The sequence below is a fragment of the Variovorax sp. GW821-FHT09B01 genome, from assembly GCF_059418345.1.
Genome location: NZ_JBWKPQ010000020.1, coordinates 92,573 through 112,012 on the forward strand (window position 1 = coordinate 92,573; position 19,440 = coordinate 112,012).

General features: G+C 66.8%; 18 protein-coding genes. 16 read left to right on the forward strand and 2 right to left on the reverse strand.

Features of this window, described 5'->3' with window-relative positions; all coding sequences use genetic code 11:
• The first annotated feature begins 89 nt into the window (after window positions 1-89).
• From AC07RV_RS35350 to AC07RV_RS35420, 15 genes are all read left to right on the forward strand, one after another.
• Window positions 90-2,090, forward strand: coding sequence for a conjugal transfer protein TraG (locus tag AC07RV_RS35350; RefSeq protein WP_016452518.1), 2,001 nt, complete (start codon window positions 90-92; stop codon window positions 2,088-2,090).
• The gene (locus tag AC07RV_RS35355; protein WP_016452517.1) at window positions 2,087-2,551 is read left to right on the forward strand and encodes a hypothetical protein; all 465 of its coding nucleotides are present in this window, start codon (window positions 2,087-2,089) and stop codon (window positions 2,549-2,551) included. The genes AC07RV_RS35350 and AC07RV_RS35355 overlap by 4 nt, the downstream gene beginning before the upstream one ends.
• Window positions 2,548-3,585, forward strand: coding sequence for a P-type conjugative transfer ATPase TrbB (trbB, locus tag AC07RV_RS35360; RefSeq protein WP_016452516.1), 1,038 nt, complete (start codon window positions 2,548-2,550; stop codon window positions 3,583-3,585). Before AC07RV_RS35355 ends, trbB begins: the two co-directional genes overlap by 4 nt.
• Entirely contained in the window at window positions 3,582-3,974 is a 393-nt protein-coding gene (locus AC07RV_RS35365; RefSeq protein WP_016452515.1) for a TrbC/VirB2 family type IV secretion system protein, read from the forward strand. Before trbB ends, AC07RV_RS35365 begins: the two co-directional genes overlap by 4 nt.
• The gene (locus AC07RV_RS35370; RefSeq protein WP_016452514.1) at window positions 3,971-4,255 is read left to right on the forward strand and encodes a VirB3 family type IV secretion system protein; all 285 of its coding nucleotides are present in this window, start codon (window positions 3,971-3,973) and stop codon (window positions 4,253-4,255) included. Before AC07RV_RS35365 ends, AC07RV_RS35370 begins: the two co-directional genes overlap by 4 nt.
• A 10-nt stretch (window positions 4,256-4,265) precedes the next feature.
• Window positions 4,266-6,704, forward strand: coding sequence for a conjugal transfer protein TrbE (gene trbE, locus AC07RV_RS35375; RefSeq protein WP_016452513.1), 2,439 nt, complete (start codon window positions 4,266-4,268; stop codon window positions 6,702-6,704).
• Window positions 6,701-7,429 (forward strand): P-type conjugative transfer protein TrbJ, encoded by a 729-nt coding sequence (gene trbJ / locus AC07RV_RS35380; RefSeq protein WP_016452512.1) that lies wholly within the window; start codon window positions 6,701-6,703, stop codon window positions 7,427-7,429. The genes trbE and trbJ overlap by 4 nt, the downstream gene beginning before the upstream one ends.
• Window positions 7,430-7,441: 12 nt before the next feature.
• Window positions 7,442-8,776 (forward strand): P-type conjugative transfer protein TrbL, encoded by a 1,335-nt coding sequence (gene trbL / locus AC07RV_RS35385; RefSeq protein WP_016452511.1) that lies wholly within the window; start codon window positions 7,442-7,444, stop codon window positions 8,774-8,776.
• 18 nt (window positions 8,777-8,794) lie between these two features.
• Window positions 8,795-9,499, forward strand: coding sequence for a conjugal transfer protein TrbF (trbF, locus tag AC07RV_RS35390; RefSeq protein ID WP_016452510.1), 705 nt, complete (start codon window positions 8,795-8,797; stop codon window positions 9,497-9,499).
• The gene (gene trbG / locus AC07RV_RS35395) at window positions 9,496-10,488 is read left to right on the forward strand and encodes a P-type conjugative transfer protein TrbG (protein WP_016452509.1); all 993 of its coding nucleotides are present in this window, start codon (window positions 9,496-9,498) and stop codon (window positions 10,486-10,488) included. Before trbF ends, trbG begins: the two co-directional genes overlap by 4 nt.
• A gap of 2 nt (window positions 10,489-10,490) precedes the next feature.
• Window positions 10,491-11,753, forward strand: a complete 1,263-nt coding sequence (locus AC07RV_RS35400) for a TraB/TrbI/VirB10 family type IV secretion system protein (RefSeq protein ID WP_016452508.1) — start codon at window positions 10,491-10,493, stop codon at window positions 11,751-11,753.
• Window positions 11,750-11,992 (forward strand): DUF2274 domain-containing protein, encoded by a 243-nt coding sequence (locus tag AC07RV_RS35405; protein ID WP_016452507.1) that lies wholly within the window; start codon window positions 11,750-11,752, stop codon window positions 11,990-11,992. The genes AC07RV_RS35400 and AC07RV_RS35405 overlap by 4 nt, the downstream gene beginning before the upstream one ends.
• Before the next feature lie 695 nt (window positions 11,993-12,687).
• Window positions 12,688-13,596, forward strand: a complete 909-nt coding sequence (gene cysM, locus AC07RV_RS35410) for a cysteine synthase CysM (protein ID WP_296784079.1) — start codon at window positions 12,688-12,690, stop codon at window positions 13,594-13,596.
• A 75-nt stretch (window positions 13,597-13,671) separates the two neighbouring features.
• Window positions 13,672-14,253, forward strand: coding sequence for an NUDIX domain-containing protein (locus AC07RV_RS35415; RefSeq protein WP_296784082.1), 582 nt, complete (start codon window positions 13,672-13,674; stop codon window positions 14,251-14,253).
• A 2-nt stretch (window positions 14,254-14,255) separates the two neighbouring features.
• Window positions 14,256-14,483 (forward strand): sulfurtransferase TusA family protein, encoded by a 228-nt coding sequence (locus AC07RV_RS35420; protein WP_057592910.1) that lies wholly within the window; start codon window positions 14,256-14,258, stop codon window positions 14,481-14,483.
• A 77-nt stretch (window positions 14,484-14,560) separates the two neighbouring features.
• Here the strand turns inward: AC07RV_RS35420 and galU are convergent, their stop codons facing one another.
• Together galU and AC07RV_RS35430 are read right to left on the reverse strand one after the other, a co-directional pair.
• On the reverse strand, window positions 14,561-15,451 hold the full coding sequence (galU, locus tag AC07RV_RS35425; protein WP_093355683.1) for a UTP--glucose-1-phosphate uridylyltransferase GalU: 891 nt from the start codon (window positions 15,449-15,451) through the stop codon (window positions 14,561-14,563).
• A gap of 146 nt (window positions 15,452-15,597) precedes the next feature.
• A complete protein-coding gene (locus tag AC07RV_RS35430; protein WP_296784087.1) occupies window positions 15,598-18,507 on the reverse strand; it encodes a valine--tRNA ligase in 2,910 nt (969 codons plus the stop codon).
• A gap of 130 nt (window positions 18,508-18,637) precedes the next feature.
• Between AC07RV_RS35430 and yaaA the strand changes: the two genes are divergently transcribed.
• Window positions 18,638-19,423 carry a peroxide stress protein YaaA gene (gene yaaA / locus AC07RV_RS35435; RefSeq protein ID WP_208507410.1) on the forward strand — a complete coding sequence of 262 codons (786 nt, stop codon included), beginning with the start codon at window positions 18,638-18,640 and terminating at the stop codon, window positions 19,421-19,423.
• Window positions 19,424-19,440 lie beyond the last annotated feature (17 nt).

Below are 19,440 nucleotides of genomic sequence, written 5' to 3' on the forward strand. Positions count from 1 at the left end.
CCCGCTATAACGGTCTTTGACCGACCTGCACGCTCGCCTTGATCCTCGGCACTACGGCATGTCCCTGTGCCGTAGCGGGAGGTTGGCCAATGCAAGGAACGAACGTGCTGTTCGGTCAGATTGCCGTTGTCTTCGGCATCGTGATCGCTGGCGTATGGAGCGCCACGCAATGGACAGCAGCGGCGCTGGGCTACCAGCTACGCCTGGGTTCGCCCTGGTTCGATTTCCTCGGCACGCCGGTCTATCACCCCTGGCGCCTGTTCGAGTGGTGGTTCTTCTTCGACGCCTACGCGCCGCATGTATTCGACGTGGGCGGTGCCATTGCCGCAGGCAGCGGCCTGATCGCGGTGGTGGTTGCCGTCGGCATGTCGATCTGGCGCTCGCGCCAGTCCAAGCTGGTCACGACCTACGGCACGGCGCGCTGGGCCAATGCGGAGGACATCCACAAGGCGAGTCTTGACCGGTCTGCGGGCGTATTCCTTGGCCTGCATCGCCAGCAGTACCTGCGGCACGAAGGCCCGGAGCATGTTCTGACCTTCGCGCCTACCCGCTCGGGCAAGGGCGTGGGCCTAGTGGTGCCCACCTTGTTGAGCTGGCCCGCATCGGCCGTCATTCACGACATCAAGGGCGAGAACTGGAGCATCACCGCTGGCTGGCGCTCGCGCTTCTCGCACTGCCTGCTGTTCAACCCGACCGATGCGAAGTCGGCGGCCTACAACCCGCTGCTGGAGGTGAGGCGCGGCGCGCACGAAGTGCGCGACGTGCAGAACATCGCAGACATTCTGGTCGATCCCGAAGGAGCACTGGAGCGGCGCAACCATTGGGAGAAGACCTCGCATGCGCTGCTGGTTGGGGCCATCCTGCATGTGCTCTACGCAGGCGAAGACAAGACGCTGCGCGGTGTCGCCAACTTCCTCAGCGACCCGGCCTGTCCCTTCGAGCTTACCCTGCATCGGATGATGACCACGCCGCACATCGGCGATGGACCGCATCTGGTGGTGGCATCGGCAGCGCGTGAAGTCCTGAACAAATCGGACAACGAGCGTTCCGGCGTGTTGAGCACCGCCATGTCATTCCTCGGCCTGTACCGAGACCCCACGGTGGCCGAAGTCACCTCGCGCTGCGACTGGCGCATTGCCGACCTGATCGCGGCCGAGCATCCCGTGTCGCTGTATCTCGTGGTGCCGCCTTCGGACATCAGCCGCACCAAACCGCTGATCCGCCTGATCCTCAACCAAATCGGGCGGCGGCTGACGGAATCACTCGATGGCAGCGATGGCATCCAGCGCCGTCACAAGCTGTTGCTGATGCTCGATGAATTCCCGGCGCTTGGGCGCCTGGACTTCTTCGAGACGGCGCTGGCCTTCATGGCGGGCTACGGCATCCGCAGCTTCCTGATCGCGCAGTCGCTCAATCAGATCGACAAAGCCTACGGCCAGAACCATTCCATCCTCGACAACTGCCATGTGCGCGTGACGTTCGCCACCAACGACGAGCGCACGGCCAAGCGGATTTCCGAAACCCTTGGCACCGCTACCGAGCTGCGCGCGCAGCGCAACTACGCGGGACATCGACTCGCACCGTGGCTGGGGCACCTAATGGTGTCGAGACAAGAAACCGCCCGCCCGCTGCTCACGCCGGGCGAGGTGATGCAGCTGCCGCCCGATGAGGCGGTGGTGATGGTTTCCAGCGTCGCGCCGATCAAGGCCAAGAAGCTGCGCTACTACTCTGACGCGAACTTCCAGCGGCGCGTGCTGCCGCCTCCTGTACTCGTTGCGGGGCGCTACGCCGACGTGCCTCCCTTACGGCCCGACGACTGGAGCGGGCTGACGGTTCCTCCCGTTCCGGTGGCGCCTGCAACCGAAGCCGTTGAAGGCTTCCCCTCTGCCGCTGACGACGGCGGCCCGCGTCGCCAACCCGAACTCTCCGAAGCCGCCGCCTACGACCCCGACCTGGCTGCGCCTGCAGCCGACCTCGGGCTGCTCGATGACGATGACATGCAGCTTCCCCTTCCTCGCCAGCTCGACCCGGCCCTGCAGCGCACGGCCCGGCTGGCTTCCCTTGACCCTGACGACGGAATCGACCTATGACCCAACACCGCCTCAATGTGTTCATCCAGCCGGAGCACAGCAAGCGGCTCGATGAACTGGCCGCCAAGAAGGGCGTGTCCAAGTCCAGCATCGTCGCGGCGGCCCTGGCCTCCTGGCTGTCGCCCGATGCGGCCGACCAGCGCGAGGCGGCGATTGCCAAGCGACTGGATCGCCTGTCGCGCCACGCCGAGCGTCTGGAGCGCGACCAGAACATTGCCATCGAAACATTGGCGCTGTTCATCCGCTATTTCCTCACTGTGAGCACGCCCGTGCCCGAGGCCCATCAGGACGCCGCTCGCGCCCAGGGCAAGGCCCGCTTCGAGCAGTTCGTCGAACAGCTCGGACGGCATTTGCTGCGCGGGCGCAGCCTGGTGCGGGATGTGGTGGAGGAACTGCACCCCGATCCGACGCGATCGGAGGGCGCGGCGGCCGCTGCAGATGCCCAGGAGCGTGCCTTATGAGCGCCGTTCTTTCCTCCTTCACGGCCACCTCGCTGGATCGCCGCATTCAGATGCTACGCACGGCCATGGGGCCGCTGATCGCCGCCGCGCTCGAAGACCCGGACGTGGTGGAAATCATGCTCAACCCCGACCGCACGCTCTGGGTGGATCGTCTGTCCACGGGCCGCGCCCCGATGGGCGAGGAGCTGTCCGAGGCTGATGGCGAACGCATCATCCGTCTCGTGGCCGCCCACGTCGGCGCCGAGGTGCATCGCGGCCAGCCGCTTTTGACGGCAGAGCTGCCCGAGACCGGCGAACGCTTCGAGGGCATCCTGCCGCCCGCTGCACCGGGGCCAGCCTTCGCCTTGCGCAAGCGTGCCTTTGGTGTGATCCCGCTGTCGCGCTACATCGAGGACGGGATGATGACCGCCGCACAGGCTGGTTTGCTGGTGCGCGCCGTGCGCGAGCGCCAGAACATCCTGATCGCGGGCGGCACCAGCACCGGCAAGACCACCTTGGCGAATGCGCTGCTGGCCGAAATCGCCGCCACGGGCGACCGCGTGCTGGTGCTCGAAGACACGGTGGAGCTGCAATGCGCGGCGCGCGATCACGTACCGCTGCGCACGCGCCAGGGCGTCGTGTCCATGACCGAGCTGGTGCGTTCGTCCATGCGCCTGCGCCCGGATCGTGTGGTCGTCGGCGAGGTGCGCGGCGCCGAGGCACTGGATCTCATCAAGGTCTGGGGCACCGGCCACCCCGGCGGCATCGCCACGATCCACGCCGGCTCCGCGCTGGGCGCGCTGCTGCGCCTGGAGCAACTGATTCTCGAAGTGGCGGTGAACCCGCCCCGTGCGCTGATCGCGGAAGCGGTCAACGTGGTCATCCACATTGCCGGGCGCGGACGCAAGCGCCGCATCGAGAGCATCGCTCGGGTCGTCGGCTTCGACGGCTCGGGCTACCAACTGGCGGATGCGCTGGAGGCTCCATTCCCGGAGCTGCTGCCGCAGTCCGACCTTTCTTCCGTGTCCCCTGATCAACCTGGAGAACTGCCATGACGCAGATGATCGTTCCTGCTTTCCGTATTTCTGTAAACCCGCTTGCCCTGCGCTGCCACCCCGCGCGGCTGGATGGCTTGGCGCGCCCGGCCCTGCAGGGTCTGATGCTCGCGGCGCTGATGCTGCTGCTCGCAGGCACCGCGCAGGCCGCAGGTTCCTCGATGCCCTGGGAGGGGCCGCTGCAATCCATCCTGGAGTCGATCCAGGGTCCGGTGGCCCGGATCATCGCGGTCATCATCATCATCGCCACGGGCCTGGCGCTGGCCTTCGGCGATACCTCGGGCGGGTTCCGCAAGCTGATCCAGATCGTCTTCGGTCTGTCGATCGCGTTTGCCGCGTCCTCGTTCTTCCTGTCGTTCTTCAGCTTCTCGGGCGGGGCCGTCGTATGAACGCGGCCCACGATGGCGTGCAGGGGTTCGCTCCAGGTTTCGAGGTGCCCCTGCATCGCTCGCTGACCGAGCCGATCCTGCTGGGCGGCGCGCCGCGCACAGTGGCGATTGCCAATGGCACCTTGGCCGCCGCCGTGGGCTTGGGCCTGCAACTGTGGATTCCGGGCGTGGTGCTCTGGATCGCCGGCCATGCGCTGGCGGTCTGGGGTGCGCGTGTCGATCCGCAGTTCATGCAGGTCTTCGCGCGCCACATCAAGCACCGGCCGCTGCTGGACGTGTGAGGGGAATGCCATGCTGAACCTTGCCGAATACCGCCAGCGGCCGGCGCTGCTGGCCGACTGGCTGCCTTGGGCCGGGCTGATCGCGCCGGGCGTCGTGCTGAACAAGGATGGCGCCTTCCAGCGCACGGCGCGCTTTCGGGGGCCTGACCTCGACAGCGCGACGCAGGGCGAGTTGATCTCCACGTCGGCGCGGCTGAACAACGCGCTGCGCCGCCTGAGCTCGGGCTGGGCGCTGTTCATCGAAGCCGAGCGCCGGCCCGCGGCCAGCTACCCGCACTCGGAGTTTCCTGAGCCGCTGTCCTGGCTGGTGGACGAGGAGCGCCGCGCCGCCTTCGAGGACTCGGGCAACCATTTCGAGAGTGGCTACCACCTCACGCTGGTGTACCTGCCGGCCGAGGAGTCGCGCGCCCGCGCAGCAGGGCTGCTCTATGAGAACCGACCCACCGAAGGCGTGGATTGGCGCGAGCGCCTAACTGCCTTCGTCGCGGAGACGGATCGCATCTTTGACCTGCTCGATGGCGTGATGCCGGAGATCGTCTGGCTCGATGACAGCCAGACGCTGACCTACCTGCATGCCACCGTTTCAACGCGGCGTTACCGCGTGGGCGTGCCCGAGGTGCCATTCCACCTCGACGCTCTGCTAGCCGACGCGCCGCTGATCGGCGGCCTGGCACCGATGCTGGGCGACCAGCATCTGCGCGTGGCGACGGTGCGCGGTTTCCCGACCTCGACCTGGCCGGGGATTCTGGACGACCTCAACCGCCTGGGATTTGGGTATCGCTGGAGCACGCGCTTTCTGTGCCTCGACAAATCCGAGGCGGAACGGGAGTTGGGGCGCTTGCGCCGCCAGTGGTTCGCCAAGCGCAAGAACGTCATCGCGCTGCTGCGCGAGACGATCTTCCAGCAAGAAAGCCCGCTGGTCGATACCGACGCCAGCAACAAGGCCACCGATGCCGATGCCGCCTTGCAGGAGCTGGGCAGCGATCAAGTGGCCTTCGGCTACGTGACAGCGACCGTCACCGTCATGGACGCGGATGCCGCCGTGGCCGACGAGAAGCTGCGCAGGGTGGAGCGCGTCATCCAGGGGCGTGGCTTCGTCACCATCCCCGAAACGCTCAACGCCGTGGATGCGTGGCTGTCGTCCATTCCGGGTCATGCCTACGCGAACGTGCGCCAGCCCATTGTCTCCACGTTGAACCTGGCGCACCTGATGCCGGTGTCGGCGGTATGGGCCGGGCCGGAGAAGAACGCGCACCTCGACGGCCCGCCGCTGATCGTCACGCGCACTGAGGGCGCGACGCCGTTCCGGCTGGTGACGCACATCGGCGACGTGGGCCACACGCTGGTGGCTGGTCCTACGGGCATGGGCAAGTCGGTGCTGCTCGCCACATTGGCGATGCAGTTTCGGCGCTATCGCGGCTCGCGCATCTTTGCCTTCGACATGGGACGCTCGATGCGCGCCACCATCCTCGGGCTGGGTGGCGAGCACTACGACCTCGGGATGGATGGCGAGATCGCGTTTCAGCCTCTCGCCCGCATCGACCGCGAGGGCTACCGCACCTGGGCCGCCGAATGGATCGAAGGGCGCTTGCGGCATGAGGGTGTAGCCGTCGGCCCCGAAGAGAAGGCCGCCATCTGGTCGGCGCTCGGCAGTCTCGCCGGTGCGCCGGTGGAGCAGCGCACGATGACCGGCCTGTCGGTGCTGCTGCAATCGAATGCGCTGCGCCAGGCGCTCGCGCCGTACGTGCTGGGCGGCGCCCACGGCAAGCTGCTGGATGCGGATTCGGATCGCCTGGGCGCCGGCTCCGTGCAGTGCTTCGAGATGGAGGAACTGATGCACAGCAAGGCCGCCGTCATGGCCGTGCTGCATTACCTCTTTGCGCGCTTCGATGAACGCTTCGACGGTGCGCCCACGCTGCTGATCCTCGATGAAGCGTGGCTGTTCCTCGATGACCCGGTGTTTGCGGCGCGCATCCGCCAATGGCTCAAGACGCTGCGCAAGAAGAACGTGAGCGTCATCTTCGCCACGCAGAGCCTGGCGGACATCAAGGATTCGAGCATCGCGCCCGCAATCATCGAGAGCTGCGCGAGCCGCATCTTCCTGCCCAACCCACAGGCGACCGAGCCGCAGATCAGGGTTATCTACGAAGGCTTCGGGCTGAACTCGCGCCAGATCGAGATCGTGGCGACCGCGCAGCCCAAGCGCGACTACTACTACCAATCCCGACTCGGCAACCGCCTGTTCGACCTCGACCTGGGCGCCGCGACGCTGGCCTTTGCGGGCACGTCCACGCCGCAAGACCAGCGCGACATCGACGCGGTGCTCGCTGCCGCTTCATCCGCTTCCACCCCGTTCGTAGCCGCGTGGCTGCGCCATCGCGGCCTGAATTGGGCCGCCGACCTGCTGTCCTCGTTCCCGTCCACCCATCTCCAGGAGAACCCATCATGAAAAAGCGTCTTCTCGCCGCCGCCGTCGCGGCCATGCTTTGCACCGCTACCGCCGTGCAGGCGCAATGGGTCGTGATCGACCCCACGAACCTCGTGCAGAACACGCTGACCGCGATCCGCACGCTGGAGCAGATCAACAACCAGATCAAGCAGCTCCAGAACGAAGCGCAGATGCTCATCAACCAGGCGCGCAACCTGGCCAGTCTGCCATCCAGCGTGGTCGGCCAGCTGCGCGCCAATCTGGCGACCACCCAGCGGCTGATCGCGCAGGCCAAGGGCTTGGCCTATGACGTGACGAATCTGGATCGGGAATTCCAGCGCCTGTACCCCGAGCAATACGCCGCCACCGTGAGCGGCAACCAGATGTACCGCGACGCGCAGGAACGCTGGAAGAACACGCTCGATGGCCTGCAGACCACCATGCAGATGCAGGCTCAGGCATCGCAGAACCTGAGCGACGACGAAGGCGTGCTGGCCGACCTCGTGGGCAAGAGCCAATCGGCGGTGGGCGCTTTGCAGGCGATGCAGGCCACGAACCAGTTGCTGGCCCTGCAGGCCAAGCAGTCGATCCAAACGCAGCGGCTGCAGATCACGCAGGATCGCGCGGGCTCGCTGGAACTGGCGCGGCAGGCCGCCGCCGTGGAGCGGGGCCGCGAGGTGAACCGGCGCTTCCTGGGTGAGGGCACGCCGTACACGCCGCGGTCCGTCGATTTCTACAGTCGTTGACGGAGCCAGGCCATGAACGACGTTTCGGTCATTGACCGCTTCCTCGACATCTTCTCGCGCTACATCGACTCGGGCTTCGGACTGTTGCATGGCGAGGTGGCGTTCCTGACCGCAACGTTGATCGTCATCGACATGACGCTCGCCGGGCTGTTCTGGGCGATGGGGCATGCCACCGGCCAGGGCGAGGACGTGATCGCCAAGCTGATCCGCAAGGTGCTGTACGTGGGTGCCTTCGCCTACATCATCGGCAATTTCAACACCCTGGCGGGCATCCTGTTCCGCTCATTCGCCGGGCTGGGCCTGACGGCCAGCGGCTCGACCTTGAGCATGGGCAACTTCCTGCAGCCGGGACGGTTGGCCAAGGCCGGTATCGACGCAGCGGCGCCCATCCTCGACCAGATCCGGGAGATGGCGGGCTTCCCGGAGGTCTTCATCCACATCGCGCCCATCGTCGTGCTATTTCTCGCTTGGCTGGTGGTCATCGTCAGCTTCTTCGTGCTGGCGGTGCAACTCTTCGTCACGTTGATCGAGTTCAAGCTGACCACGCTGGCGGGCTTCGTGCTGGTGCCGTTTGCCCTCTGGAACAAGACAGCGTTTATGGCCGAGAAGGTGCTGGGCAACGTGGTGTCCTCGGGCATCAAGGTGCTGGTGCTCGCCGTCGTCGTGGGTATCGGCTCAGGGCTGTTCGCCGAATTCAGGATACCGCCCGGTTCCGAGCCGTCCATCGACCAGGCGCTGGTCATCATGCTGGCCTCATTGTCCATGCTGGCCCTGGGCATCTTTGGGCCGGGCATTGCGACAGGCTTGGTGTCCGGTGGGCCACAGCTCGGCGCGGGCGCGATGGCCGGTGCTGCCATCGGCGCAGCCGGAACCGCCGTGGCGGTCGGTGCCGCGGCTACCGGCGTCGGAAGCGCAGTGGCGGCCGGGGCACGCATGGCACCCGCCGCCGCCCGCTCGATGGCATCGACCGCCAGCAGCGCCAAGTCGACGTACCAGGCGGGCTCCACTTCGGCCGGTGGCGGCCTGAAGGGTGCCGCCGCCGGCGTGGGCAATGTTGCCAAGACCGGCGCGCAGGCGGCCGGGCAGAAAGTCGCCGATGGGGCGCGGTCGATGAAGGAACGCATGGCGGCGGCCTTTCGGCCCGATGACGCGCCGGCCTCCGGCGCCGCGCACGCCGACCCTGACGCTAGCGGATCGGCTCCGTCTGCCGAACAACCCGCCTGGGCCAAGCGCCTGCACCGCAGGCAGCAACTCACCCATGCCGCGACGACCGCCGCCCACACGCTGCGCGGCGGCGACGGCGGCAGCTCCAGCCAGGGGCCAAGCCTGCGTGATTCCGATTCCTGATCTTGAAGGAGAACTCCCATGCGATTCAAAAGACCGCAGGTGCGCTATGCCAACACACCGCAGCCTGCTACCCCGTACCAATCCGCCGCCCAGGCCTGGGACGAGCGCATCGGCTCGGCCCGCGTACAGGCGAAGAACTGGCGGTTCATGGCCTTCGGCTGCCTCACTTTGGCCGTACTGATGGCCGGTGGCCTGGTCTGGCGTTCCGCGCAGTCCATCGTCACCCCCTACGTCATCGAGGTGGACAACTCGGGTCAGGTGCGCGCTGTCGGCGAAGCGGCCACGCCGTACCGGCCCAGCGATGCGCAGATTGCTTACCACCTCGGCCGCTTCATCGGTCTGGTGCGCTCGCTGTCCATCGACCCCATCGTGGTGCGGCAGAACTGGCTCGATGCCTATGACTACACGACCGACAAAGGCGCCGTGGTGCTCAACGAGTACGCCCGCGTGAACGATCCGTTCGCGCGTATCGGCAAGGAGTCGGTGACGGTGCAGATCAGCAGCGTGACCCGCGCCAGCGACACGTCGTTCAACGTGCGCTGGACGGAGACGCGCTTCGTCAACGGCGCGCTGGATCGCACCGAACGCTGGAACGCCGTGGTGTCCATCGTGCAGCAGACGCCGCGCACCGAGCAGCGCGTGCGCAAAAACCCCCTGGGCATCTACGCCAACGGGCTGTCGTGGAGCCGCGAACTGGAAGCGAACGAAGGAGCAAAACCATGAATGATCTTTTCCGTAAATCCGCCTTGCCGATCATGCTGCTTGCCCTCACGGGCTGCGCTACGCAGGGCAAGCCGCCGCCGTCCATCTCGCTCGATGAGCCGGTGCAGGCCCAGCCGCTGCCGGAGCCGCCTACGCCTGTGGAGGTAGTGGCTGTGCCGCAGGTGCTGCCGATGCCAGCGCAGATGAAACCTGTGCCGGATGCCAAGTCCGTCGCAGAACCCGCCGATGAAACCGTGCGCGTGTCTCGCGCCAACGCCGAGGCGCGTATTGCGCCCACGCGCGAGGGCTACGTCAACGCGATTCAAGTGTGGCCCTTCACAGATGGCGCGCTGTATCAGGTCTATGCGGCCGTGGGCCGCGTGACGGTGATCGCGCTCCAGCCTGGTGAGGAGCTGGTGACGGTGGCTGCTGGCGACACGGTTCGCTGGATCGTCGGGGACACGTCGAGCGGCAGCGGCGATGCGCTGCGCGTCAATGTGATGGTCAAACCGATCCGCTCGGGGTTGAAGACCAACCTAGTCATCACCACCAGCCGGCGCACCTACCTGCTGGAGCTGACTTCGACCGAGAAGACGTGGATGGCGTCGTTGTCCTGGGAGTACCCGAAGGACAAGATGCTGGCCCTGCAGCGCCAGGCGCAAGCGGCCAGCGCCGTCGCGCCGGTCGATAGCGGCCTGTCGCTGGAGAAGATCCGCTTCCGCTACGCGGTCAGCGGCAGCAATCCGCCGTGGAAGCCGCTGCGCGCCTTCGATGACGGCGGGAAGGTCTACATCCAGTTCCCGCCGGGCATCGCGCAGGGCGAGCTGCCGCCGCTGTTCGTCATCGGCGCGCAGGGCGACGGGCAGTTGGTGAACTACCGTTTTCGGTCGCCGTATTACATCGTGGATCGCCTGTTCGGTGCGGCCGAACTGCGCCTGGGCGGAGACAAGGGCGATGTGGTGCGGATCGAGCGCACCGATGGCGTTTCCGGTGGCACGCGGAGGAACTGACCATGAGCCAGGACGACACTCGCGATCTTGGCACGCCACAGGCGGGCAAGGTCGCGCCCGAGGCGGTGGCGCTGCGCGCCCAGCCGCGCCCGGTCACACGCCTGAATCGGCGCACCTTGGCCATGCTCACGGGCGGCCTGTCGGTCGCCGTGCTAGGGGCCACGATCTGGTCATTGCAGCCACATCGGCGCGGCGCAGGCGAGCAGACCGAGCTTTACAACGTGGATCGCGTCTCGAAGTCCGAGGGGCTGGATGGCCTGCCTTCGGATTACTCCAAGCTGCGGAAGGTGCCGGAGCTGGGGCCGCCGCTGCCGGGCGATCTCGGCCCTGCCATCGTGAAGGCGCAGCAGCCGGTGACACCCACGTATGCGCCACCGGGCCACGACCCGGAGGACGCTCGGCGCAAGGAAGCCGAAGCGGCAGCGGCTTCCTCGGTGTTCTTCCATTCTGGTACGCCCGGCAAGACCGCAGCGCCAGCGACTGCGCAAGCGGCTGGCCCGGCATCGACCTTGGCGGGCTTCGACCCGCTGGCCGCTGGGCCGGCCTCGACGGCTGCCCAGCCTGCCGACCCGACCGCCGTGCAGAACCGGCAAGACCAGAAAGAGGCTTTCCTGAAAGGCGGTTCTACGGAAACCCGCAATTCTGGCAATCTGCAAATGCCAGCCTCGCCGTACCAGATGATGGCCGGGACGGTGATCGCCGGGGCGCTGGTGACAGGCATCAAGTCGGACCTGCCGGGCGACGTGATTGGCACGGTGACGGAGCCGGTCTACGACTCGGCCACGGGCAAGTTTCTGTTGATCCCTCAGGGCTCGCGCCTCATGGGCAAGTACAACAGCCAGATGAGCTATGGGCAGAGCCGCGTGCAGGTGGTGTGGAACCGCATTATCTTGCCGGATACGTCTTCGCTGAAGCTCGACAACCTCGCGGGCGCCGACCCGGCCGGCTACTCCGGCCTGGAGGATGGCGTCGATTGGCACTGGGATCGCGTCTTTGCCGGTGCGGCGCTGACGACACTGCTGGGCGTGGGCGCGGAGCTGGCCGCGCCGGAGAACCGGCAGAACGGCAACCGCATCGTGATTGCCGGGCGCGACAGCGCGCAGGACAGCATCAATCAGGTCGGCCAGGAGATGACCCGGCGCAACATGAACATTCAGCCGACCTTGACGGAGCGGCCGGGCCTGCCGGTGCGGATCATCGTCAACCGCGATCTGGTGTTGCGACCGTACCAGCCGATGTTCTTCCAGCGGGGGGCGATGCGATGAGCACGACGAAGAAATTGCGGCTGGGGCCGCTGCCCAAGCTGGAGTCCACGAAGCTAACCTTTGCGTGCTCGGTCAGCCTGAAAGCCGACCTTGACCGCTATGCCGCGCTGTACGCGCAGGCGTATGGGGAGGCGGTCGATGCCACGATGCTGATCCCGTACATGCTGGAAACCTTCATGGCGGGGGATCGAGGATTCAAGCGCACGCAGACCAAGAACGAAAAAGCCGCCTCTGCTTGACAGAGGCGGCTCTTGAATTGGTGCCCGAGGCCGGAATCGAACCGGCACGCCTTGCGGCGGGGGATTTTCTTCCCACTTCGGCTTTCGCCGCCGCCGTCTCCGAAGAAACGGCGTTCGTGGGCTGGAGCACGCCTTCACCATAGCCTTTCGGCCGTAGGTGCCCGCCGTCTGCTCTCTACACCTTCCGAGGAGCCTTTCGGCTCCAGGGCTTGGCTCGGTATTAGCTCGGACTTGCGTCCAGGGCCTTCGCCGAGTTTGACGGGCTTCACCTCTGGGGTTTCCCCCGGAGGGCTCAAATTTGGTCTGAGTCCCCTGCGTCTACCAATTTCACCACTCGGGCATGACGCACGATGCTACTTCAACTATCTACTCCTCACTGGGAGCCAGCTTGCATCGTCCTGGCTCCTAGCTGACTCCTGGCTCGAAATGCAGGCATCTCGATCAAGAGGCGATTTATCACTCAATCCCTTGTCCCATGCGGCTTGGCAGGCAGTGACCTCAAGCAAGAACTACGTAGAAGTCCCTATTTTTGAGTCCCCTGCGTCTACCAATTTCACCACCCGGGCACGGCAGGAAGGAAGCCCAAAATTATGGCACAGTGGAATGATGAACCGTCCAAAAGCTCCTTCTTTCGCATATCCGCTACCCTCCGGGGCGGAATCCAGCGCCTCCCGCGCGGCAGACCGGACGCAGTCATGACCCACAAGTACCCCACCATCGAAGACGCCATCGGCCGCACGCCGCTGGTGGCGCTGCAGCGCATCAACGCCGAAGAGAACGCGCGGCGCAACAACGTGATCCTCGGCAAGCTCGAGGGCAACAACCCCGCCGGCTCGGTCAAGGACCGCCCGGCGCTCTCGATGATCAAGCGCGCCGAGGAGCGCGGCGAGATCAAGCCCGGCGACACGCTGATCGAGGCCACCTCGGGCAACACCGGCATCGCGCTCGCGATGGCCGCGGCCATCAAGGGCTACCACATGGTCCTGATCATGCCGGAGGACCTCTCGATCGAACGCGCCCAGACCATGAAGGCCTTCGGCGCCGAGCTCGTGCTCACGCCCAAGAGCGGCGGCATGGAATACGCGCGCGACCTCGCCGAGCAGATGGTGGCGCAGGGCAAGGGCCGCGTGCTCGACCAGTTCGCCAACCCCGACAACCCGCGCATCCACTACGAGACGACGGGCCCCGAGATCTGGGCCGACACGCAGGGCAAGGTCACGCACTTCGTGAGCGCCATGGGCACCACCGGCACCATCACCGGCGTGTCGCGCTTCCTGAAGGAAAAGAACCCCGCGATCCGCATCGTGGGCGCGCAGCCGGCCGAAGGCTCGCGCATCCCGGGCATCCGCAAGTGGCCGGCCGAATACCTGCCGAAGATCTTCGACCCGAGCTGCGTCGACCAGGAGATCAACGTGAGCCAGGACGATGCCGAGGAGATGTGCCGGCGCCTCGCGCGCGAAGAGGGCATCTTCGGCGGCATCTCGGCCGCCGGCGCGCTGTGGGCGGCGCTGCAGGTCGCCAACACGGTCGAGAACGCCACCATCGTGTTCGTGGTCTGCGACCGCGGCGACCGCTACCTGTCGACCGGCGTCTTCCCCGCCTGATGCCAGCACCGCGGTGCGCCACGCGGCGCGCCGGCGGTTCCCCGGAACGAGACAAGAAAGAACAAGAGCCACCCCATGCCCCATCCCAAGTTCTGCCAGGTCTGCGCCACGCCGCTCGAATGGATCGCGCTGATGGAAGACGGCGGCCCCAAGGAGCGCCTGCGCTGCCCCAACTGCGGCCACACGCACTGGAACAACCCGACGCCGGTGCTCGCGGCCATCGTCGAGTACCGCGGCCAGGTGCTGCTGGCGCGCAACGCGGCCTGGCCCGGCAAGATGTTCGCGCTGATCACCGGCTTCATGGAGGCCGCCGAGACGCCCGAGGAAGGCATCGCGCGCGAGGTCAAGGAAGAGACCAACCTCGACGTGAGCGCCACCAAGATCGTCGGCGCCTACGACTTCCAGCGCATGAACCAGGTCATCATCGCCTACCACGTGGTGGCCGATGGCGAGGTCAAGCTCTCGCCCGAGCTGGTCGACTACCGCCTCTACGACCTGCCCGACCTCAAGTGCTGGCCCGCCGGCACCGGCTACGCGCTGGCCGACTGGCTGCGCACGCGCGGCCACGAGCCGGTGTTCTTCACCGCGGCCGAGAACGAGGAACGCCGCCGCGGCCTGAACCTGCCGCCCGAGCCGCCCATCGGCAAGGGAGCCTGAGCATGGACGTCGACCGCGAAATCGACACCCGCGGGCTCAACTGCCCGCTGCCCATCCTCAAGGCCAAGAAGTCGCTCAACGACATGGCCAGCGGCCAGCTGCTGCGCGTGGTCTCGACCGACCCCGGCTCGGTGCGCGACTTCCAGGCCTTCGCGCGCCAGACCGGCAATGCGCTGATGGAGCAGCAGACGGTCGGTACCGACTTCATCCATGTGCTGAAGCGGCGCTGAGACCGCCCGCGACGCGGCATCGAAAAGCAAAAAGGCCGGGAATCGCTTCCCGGCCTTTTGATTTGGAGTGACCCAGTTCAGAGCTTCAGGCTCTTGAGGTAGTCGCGGAACTGGGCGCCCACCTCGGGGTGCGCGAGCGCGAGTTCGACGCTGGCCTGCAGGAAGCCTTCCTTGCTGCCGCAGTCATAGCGCACGCCCTTGTACGAATAGGCGTAGACCGATTCCTTCTTCATCAGCGCGGCGATGCCGTCGGTGAGCTGGATCTCGCCGCCCGCACCCTTGGGCTGCTCGCGGATCTCGGCGAACACGCCGGGCGTGAGGATGTAGCGGCCGGCCACGCCCAGGCGCGAGGGGGCGTCCTCGGGCTTCGGCTTCTCGACCATGCGGTTGACCTTCACCAGGCCGTCCTCGACGGCGTCGCCGGCCACGATGCCGTAGCGCTTCACGTGCTCGAGCGGCACTTCCTGCACCGCCAGCAGCGAGCCGCCGAGGCGCGCAAAGGCGGCGGTCATCTGGGCCAGCACCGGCTCACCGCCCGTGGGGCCGACCATCAAGTCGTCGGCCAGCAGCACGGCGAAGGGCTCGTTGCCCACCAGGTGCTCGGCGCACAGCACCGCGTGGCCCAGGCCCAGCATGCGCGGCTGGCGCACGTAGGAGCAGGTCATGTCGTCGGGCATCACCGAGCGCGCGATGTTCAGCAGCGCATCCTTGCCGCTGGCCTCGAGCTGGCTCTCGAGCTCGTAGGCGGTGTCGTAGTGGTCCTCGATCGCGCGCTTGTTGCGGCCGGTCACGAAGATCATGTCGCGGATGCCCGCGGCATAGGCTTCCTCGACGGCGTACTGGATCAGGGGCTTGTCGACCACCGGCAGCATTTCCTTGGGCTGGGCCTTGGTGGCCGGCAGGAAACGGGTGCCGAAGCCTGCAACGGGAAATACGGCCTTGCGGATGCGCGTCGGGGAGGTGGACATGGGCAATTCGGTGTCGGTTCGTTCAGGAAGAAGGAAGGAGTGAGGGCCGCCGGGGCCGTCCGGAACTGCGGCGGCGGAACCGGTCCGCCGCCTGGCCGATTCTGCATCGGCCACCCATCCTACCGGCCTGCGGACAAGCCCGTATGTCAGCCGAGGCGCACAAGCTGGTCGCGCAGGCGCTCCAGCGTGGCCGTGAAGTCGGCCAGGCGCTTGCGCTCCTGCTCGATCACGGCCGGCGGCGCCTTGGCCACGAAGGCCTCGTTGCCGAGCTTGGCGTTGACCTTGGCGATCTCGCCCTCGATGCGGGCGATTTCCTTGCCGATGCGCGCGCGCTCGGCCACCTTGTCGATCTCCATGTGCAGGCACAGGCGGGCATTGCCGACCACGGCCACCGGCGCGGCCTCGGCGGCCGCGGCCCAGGCGGCCTCGTCGTCGAACACGCGCACTTCCTTGAGCTTGGCGAGCGCCTGCAGCACCGGCGCGGTCTCGCGCAGGAAGGCCGCGCCCTCGGCGTCGTCGGCCACGGCATAGAGCGGCAGCCGCAGCGCGGGCGAGACGTTCATCTCGCCGCGCAGGGTGCGGCAGCCGTCCACCAGCGCCTTGAGCCGTGCCACGTAGGCCTCGGCGGCCTCGTCGATGCGCTCGGGCTGGCTGAGCGGATAGGCCGCCACCATCACCGATTCGCCCGTGCGGCCCGCCACCGGCGCGACCTTCTGCCACAGCTCCTCGGTGATGAACGGGATCACCGGATGCGCGAGGCGCAGCAGGGTTTCGAGCGTGCGGATCAGCGTGCGGCGCGTGGCGCGCTTCTGCGCGTCGTCGCCGGTCTGGATCTGCACCTTGGCGATCTCGAGGTACCAGTCGCAGAACTCGTCCCAGGCGAACTGGTAGATCGCGTTGGCGACGTTGTCGAGCCGGTACTCCTCGAAGCCCTTGGCGACCTCGGCCTCGACGCGCTGCAGCTGCGAGACGATCCAGTAGTCGGCGCGGCTGAACTTCAGGTAGCCGTGCGCGGGACCGCCGACCTTGCACTCCTCCTTCGTGTGCTCCTTGAGGCCGCAGTCCTGGCCCTCGCAGTTCATCAGCACGAAGCGGGTGGCGTTCCAGAGCTTGTTGCAGAAGTTGCGGTAGCCCTCGCAGCGCTTGCTGTCGAAGTTGATGCTGCGGCCCAGCGAGGCCAGCGAGGCGAAGGTGAAGCGCAGCGCGTCGGCGCCGAAGGCCGGGATGCCCTCGGGGAATTCCTTCTGCGTGTTCTTGCGCACCGCGGGCGCGGTCTCGGGCTTGCGCAGGCCCTGGGTGCGCTTGTCGAGCAGCTCGGGCAGCTCGATGCCGTCGATCAGGTCGACCGGGTCGAGCACGTTGCCCTCGGACTTGCTCATCTTCTTGCCCTGCGCGTCGCGCACCAGGCCGTGGATGTAGACGTCCTTGAACGGCACGCGGCCGGTGAAGTGCTTGGTCATCATGATCATCCGGGCGACCCAGAAGAAGATGATGTCGTAGCCCGTGACCAGCACGCTCGAGGGCAGGTAGAGGTTGTAGTCGCTCGTGGGCTCGGTGCCCTGGTTCGGCCAGCCCAGCGTCGAGAACGGGAACAGGGCCGCGGAGAACCAGGTGTCGAGCACGTCCTCCTCGCGGCGCAGCGTCTTGCCGGGCGCCTGGGCCTGCGCTTCCTCCTCGCTGCGCGCGACGTAGACATTGCCCTCGTCGTCGTACCAGGCCGGGATCTGGTGGCCCCACCAGAGCTGGCGCGAGATGGTCCAGTCCTGGATGTTCTCCATCCAGTGGTTGTAGGTGTTGATCCAGTTCTCGGGCACGAAGCGCACCTCGCCCGAGCGCACCACGTCGATCGCCTTCTGCGCGATCGACTGGCCGTCGGCGCCGGGCTTGGTCATGGCCACGTACCACTGGTCGGTCAGCATCGGCTCGACGATGGCGCCGGTGCGCGCGCAGCGCGGCACCATCAGCTTGTGCTTCTTGGTCTCGACCAAGAGGCCCAGCGCGTCGAGGTCGGCCACCACGGCCTTGCGCGCCACGAAGCGGTCGAGGCCGCGGTACTTCTCGGGCGCGTTGTCGTTGACGGTCGCGTCGAGCGTGAGGATGCCGATGGTCTCGAGCTGATGACGCTGGCCCACCGCATAGTCGTTGTAGTCGTGCGCGGGCGTGACCTTCACCACGCCGGTGCCGAAGGCCTTGTCGACGTAGTCGTCGGCGATCACCGGGATCAGCCGGTCGACCAGCGGCAGGCGCACCTGCTTGCCGATCAGCGCCTTGTAGCGCTCGTCTTCCGGATGGACCATCACGGCCGTGTCGCCGAGCATGGTCTCGGGCCGGGTGGTGGCCACCGTGAGCGTGCCCGAGCCGTCTGCCAGCGGGTAGGCGATGTGCCAGAGCCAGCCGTCCTCTTCCTCGCTCTCGACCTCGAGGTCGCTCACGGCGGTCTTGAGCGTCGGGTCCCAGTTCACCAGGCGCTTGCCGCGGTAGATCAGGCCCTCTTCATAGAGCTTGACGAAGGTGTCCATCACCACGGGCGAGAGCTTCTCGTCCATGGTGAAGTATTCGCGGCTCCAGTCGACGGTGTCGCCCATGCGGCGCATCTGCTGGGTGATGGTGTTGCCGCTGCGTTCCTTCCACTCCCAGACCTTGGCGATGAAGTTCTTGCGCGCCTCCTGCGGCGTCGGGCCCATCTCGTGGCGGCTGATGTTCTGTGCCTGCAGCTGGCGCTCGACCACGATCTGGGTCGCGATGCCCGCGTGGTCGGTGCCCGGCAGCCACAGCGTGTTGTCGCCCTTCATGCGGTGGTAGCGCGTGAGGCTGTCCATGATCGTCTGGTTGAACGCATGGCCCATGTGCAGCGTGCCCGTCACGTTGGGCGGCGGCAGCTGGATCGAGAACGCGCCGGCGTCGGCCTTCGGCTTCCCGGTGCCGCGCCAGCCCGCGTGCGCGTAGCCGCGCTTTTCCCATTCGGGACCCCAGTGCGCCTCGAGGGCCGCAGGTTCGAACGATTTGGAAAGGCTCTCGAGGCCGGGTTGGGCGGTGGGTGTGGTGGGTTCGCTCATGGGGGCTTGGGGGCAATGCGGCCATGGCGCCGGTACGCAGGTCGTACGGGCCGCGGGCCGCGCGGGGCAGGGAAGGCGGACGATTTTACCGGCGCGGCGAGGGGCGGTCGTGCCAACAGATAATTCCGCGATGCTGTTCCTGCTCTCTCCCGCCAAGTCGCTCGACTACGACACCCCGGTCCCCGCCGAAGTCCCCGCCACCCAACCCCATTTCGAGAGCCCGAAGGGCCCCTCGGTCGAACTGATCAAGCTGCTGCGCGAGAAGTCGCCGCAGCAGATCTCCGAGCTGATGCGCCTGTCGGACAAGCTCTCGGCCCTCAACGTGGCGCGCTATGCCGCCTGGCGTCCCAAGAGCACCGAGCTGAACGCCCGCCAGGCCGCCTTCGCCTTCGACGGCGACGTCTACGGCGGCCTCGACGCGCGCTCGCTCACGCCCGCGCAGCTGGACTGGGCGCAGGACCACGTCTGCATCCTCAGCGGCCTGTACGGCGTGCTGCGCCCGCTCGACCGGCTGCAGCCCTACCGGCTCGAGATGGGCACCGCGCTGGCCAACCGGCACGGCAAGGACCTCTATGCCTTCTGGGGCGCGCGCATCGCCGAGCACCTCAACGAGCGGCTGGCGGCCGACCGCACGCCGGTGGTGATCAATGCCGCCTCGCAGGAGTACTTCCGCGCGGTCGACACCAAGGCACTGAAGGCGCGTGTGGTCGAATGCGTGTTCGAGGAGTGGAAGGGCGACCGCTACAAGGTCATCAGTTTCTTCGCCAAGCGCGCGCGCGGCCTGCTGGCGCGCTGGGCCGTGCTGCACCGCGTGGCCACGCCCAAGGCGCTGGAAAAATTCGATCTCGAGGGTTATGGTTTCGACGCCCAGGTGTCCACGGCCGAACGGCTGGTCTTCAGGAGAAAACTCGTATGAATGATGTGAGGGAAGCA

Excerpts from the sequence above, each read along its gene's own strand:
- AC07RV_RS35350 (WP_016452518.1), top strand. The coding sequence starts at position 90 with ATGCAAGGAACGAACGTGCTGTTCGGTCAGATTGCCGTTGTCTTCGGC.
- AC07RV_RS35355 (WP_016452517.1), top strand. The coding sequence starts at position 2,087 with ATGACCCAACACCGCCTCAATGTGTTCATCCAGCCGGAGCACAGCAAG.
- trbB (WP_016452516.1), top strand. The coding sequence starts at position 2,548 with ATGAGCGCCGTTCTTTCCTCCTTCACGGCCACCTCGCTGGATCGCCGC.
- AC07RV_RS35365 (WP_016452515.1), top strand. The coding sequence starts at position 3,582 with ATGACGCAGATGATCGTTCCTGCTTTCCGTATTTCTGTAAACCCGCTT.
- AC07RV_RS35370 (WP_016452514.1), top strand. The coding sequence starts at position 3,971 with ATGAACGCGGCCCACGATGGCGTGCAGGGGTTCGCTCCAGGTTTCGAG.
- trbE (WP_016452513.1), top strand. The coding sequence starts at position 4,266 with ATGCTGAACCTTGCCGAATACCGCCAGCGGCCGGCGCTGCTGGCCGAC.
- trbJ (WP_016452512.1), top strand. The coding sequence starts at position 6,701 with ATGAAAAAGCGTCTTCTCGCCGCCGCCGTCGCGGCCATGCTTTGCACC.
- trbL (WP_016452511.1), top strand. The coding sequence starts at position 7,442 with ATGAACGACGTTTCGGTCATTGACCGCTTCCTCGACATCTTCTCGCGC.
- trbF (WP_016452510.1), top strand. The coding sequence starts at position 8,795 with ATGCGATTCAAAAGACCGCAGGTGCGCTATGCCAACACACCGCAGCCT.
- trbG (WP_016452509.1), top strand. The coding sequence starts at position 9,496 with ATGAATGATCTTTTCCGTAAATCCGCCTTGCCGATCATGCTGCTTGCC.
- AC07RV_RS35400 (WP_016452508.1), top strand. The coding sequence starts at position 10,491 with ATGAGCCAGGACGACACTCGCGATCTTGGCACGCCACAGGCGGGCAAG.
- AC07RV_RS35405 (WP_016452507.1), top strand. The coding sequence starts at position 11,750 with ATGAGCACGACGAAGAAATTGCGGCTGGGGCCGCTGCCCAAGCTGGAG.
- cysM (WP_296784079.1), top strand. The coding sequence starts at position 12,688 with ATGACCCACAAGTACCCCACCATCGAAGACGCCATCGGCCGCACGCCG.
- AC07RV_RS35415 (WP_296784082.1), top strand. The coding sequence starts at position 13,672 with ATGCCCCATCCCAAGTTCTGCCAGGTCTGCGCCACGCCGCTCGAATGG.
- AC07RV_RS35420 (WP_057592910.1), top strand. The coding sequence starts at position 14,256 with ATGGACGTCGACCGCGAAATCGACACCCGCGGGCTCAACTGCCCGCTG.
- galU (WP_093355683.1), bottom strand. The coding sequence starts at position 15,451 with ATGTCCACCTCCCCGACGCGCATCCGCAAGGCCGTATTTCCCGTTGCA.
- AC07RV_RS35430 (WP_296784087.1), bottom strand. The coding sequence starts at position 18,507 with ATGAGCGAACCCACCACACCCACCGCCCAACCCGGCCTCGAGAGCCTT.
- yaaA (WP_208507410.1), top strand. The coding sequence starts at position 18,638 with ATGCTGTTCCTGCTCTCTCCCGCCAAGTCGCTCGACTACGACACCCCG.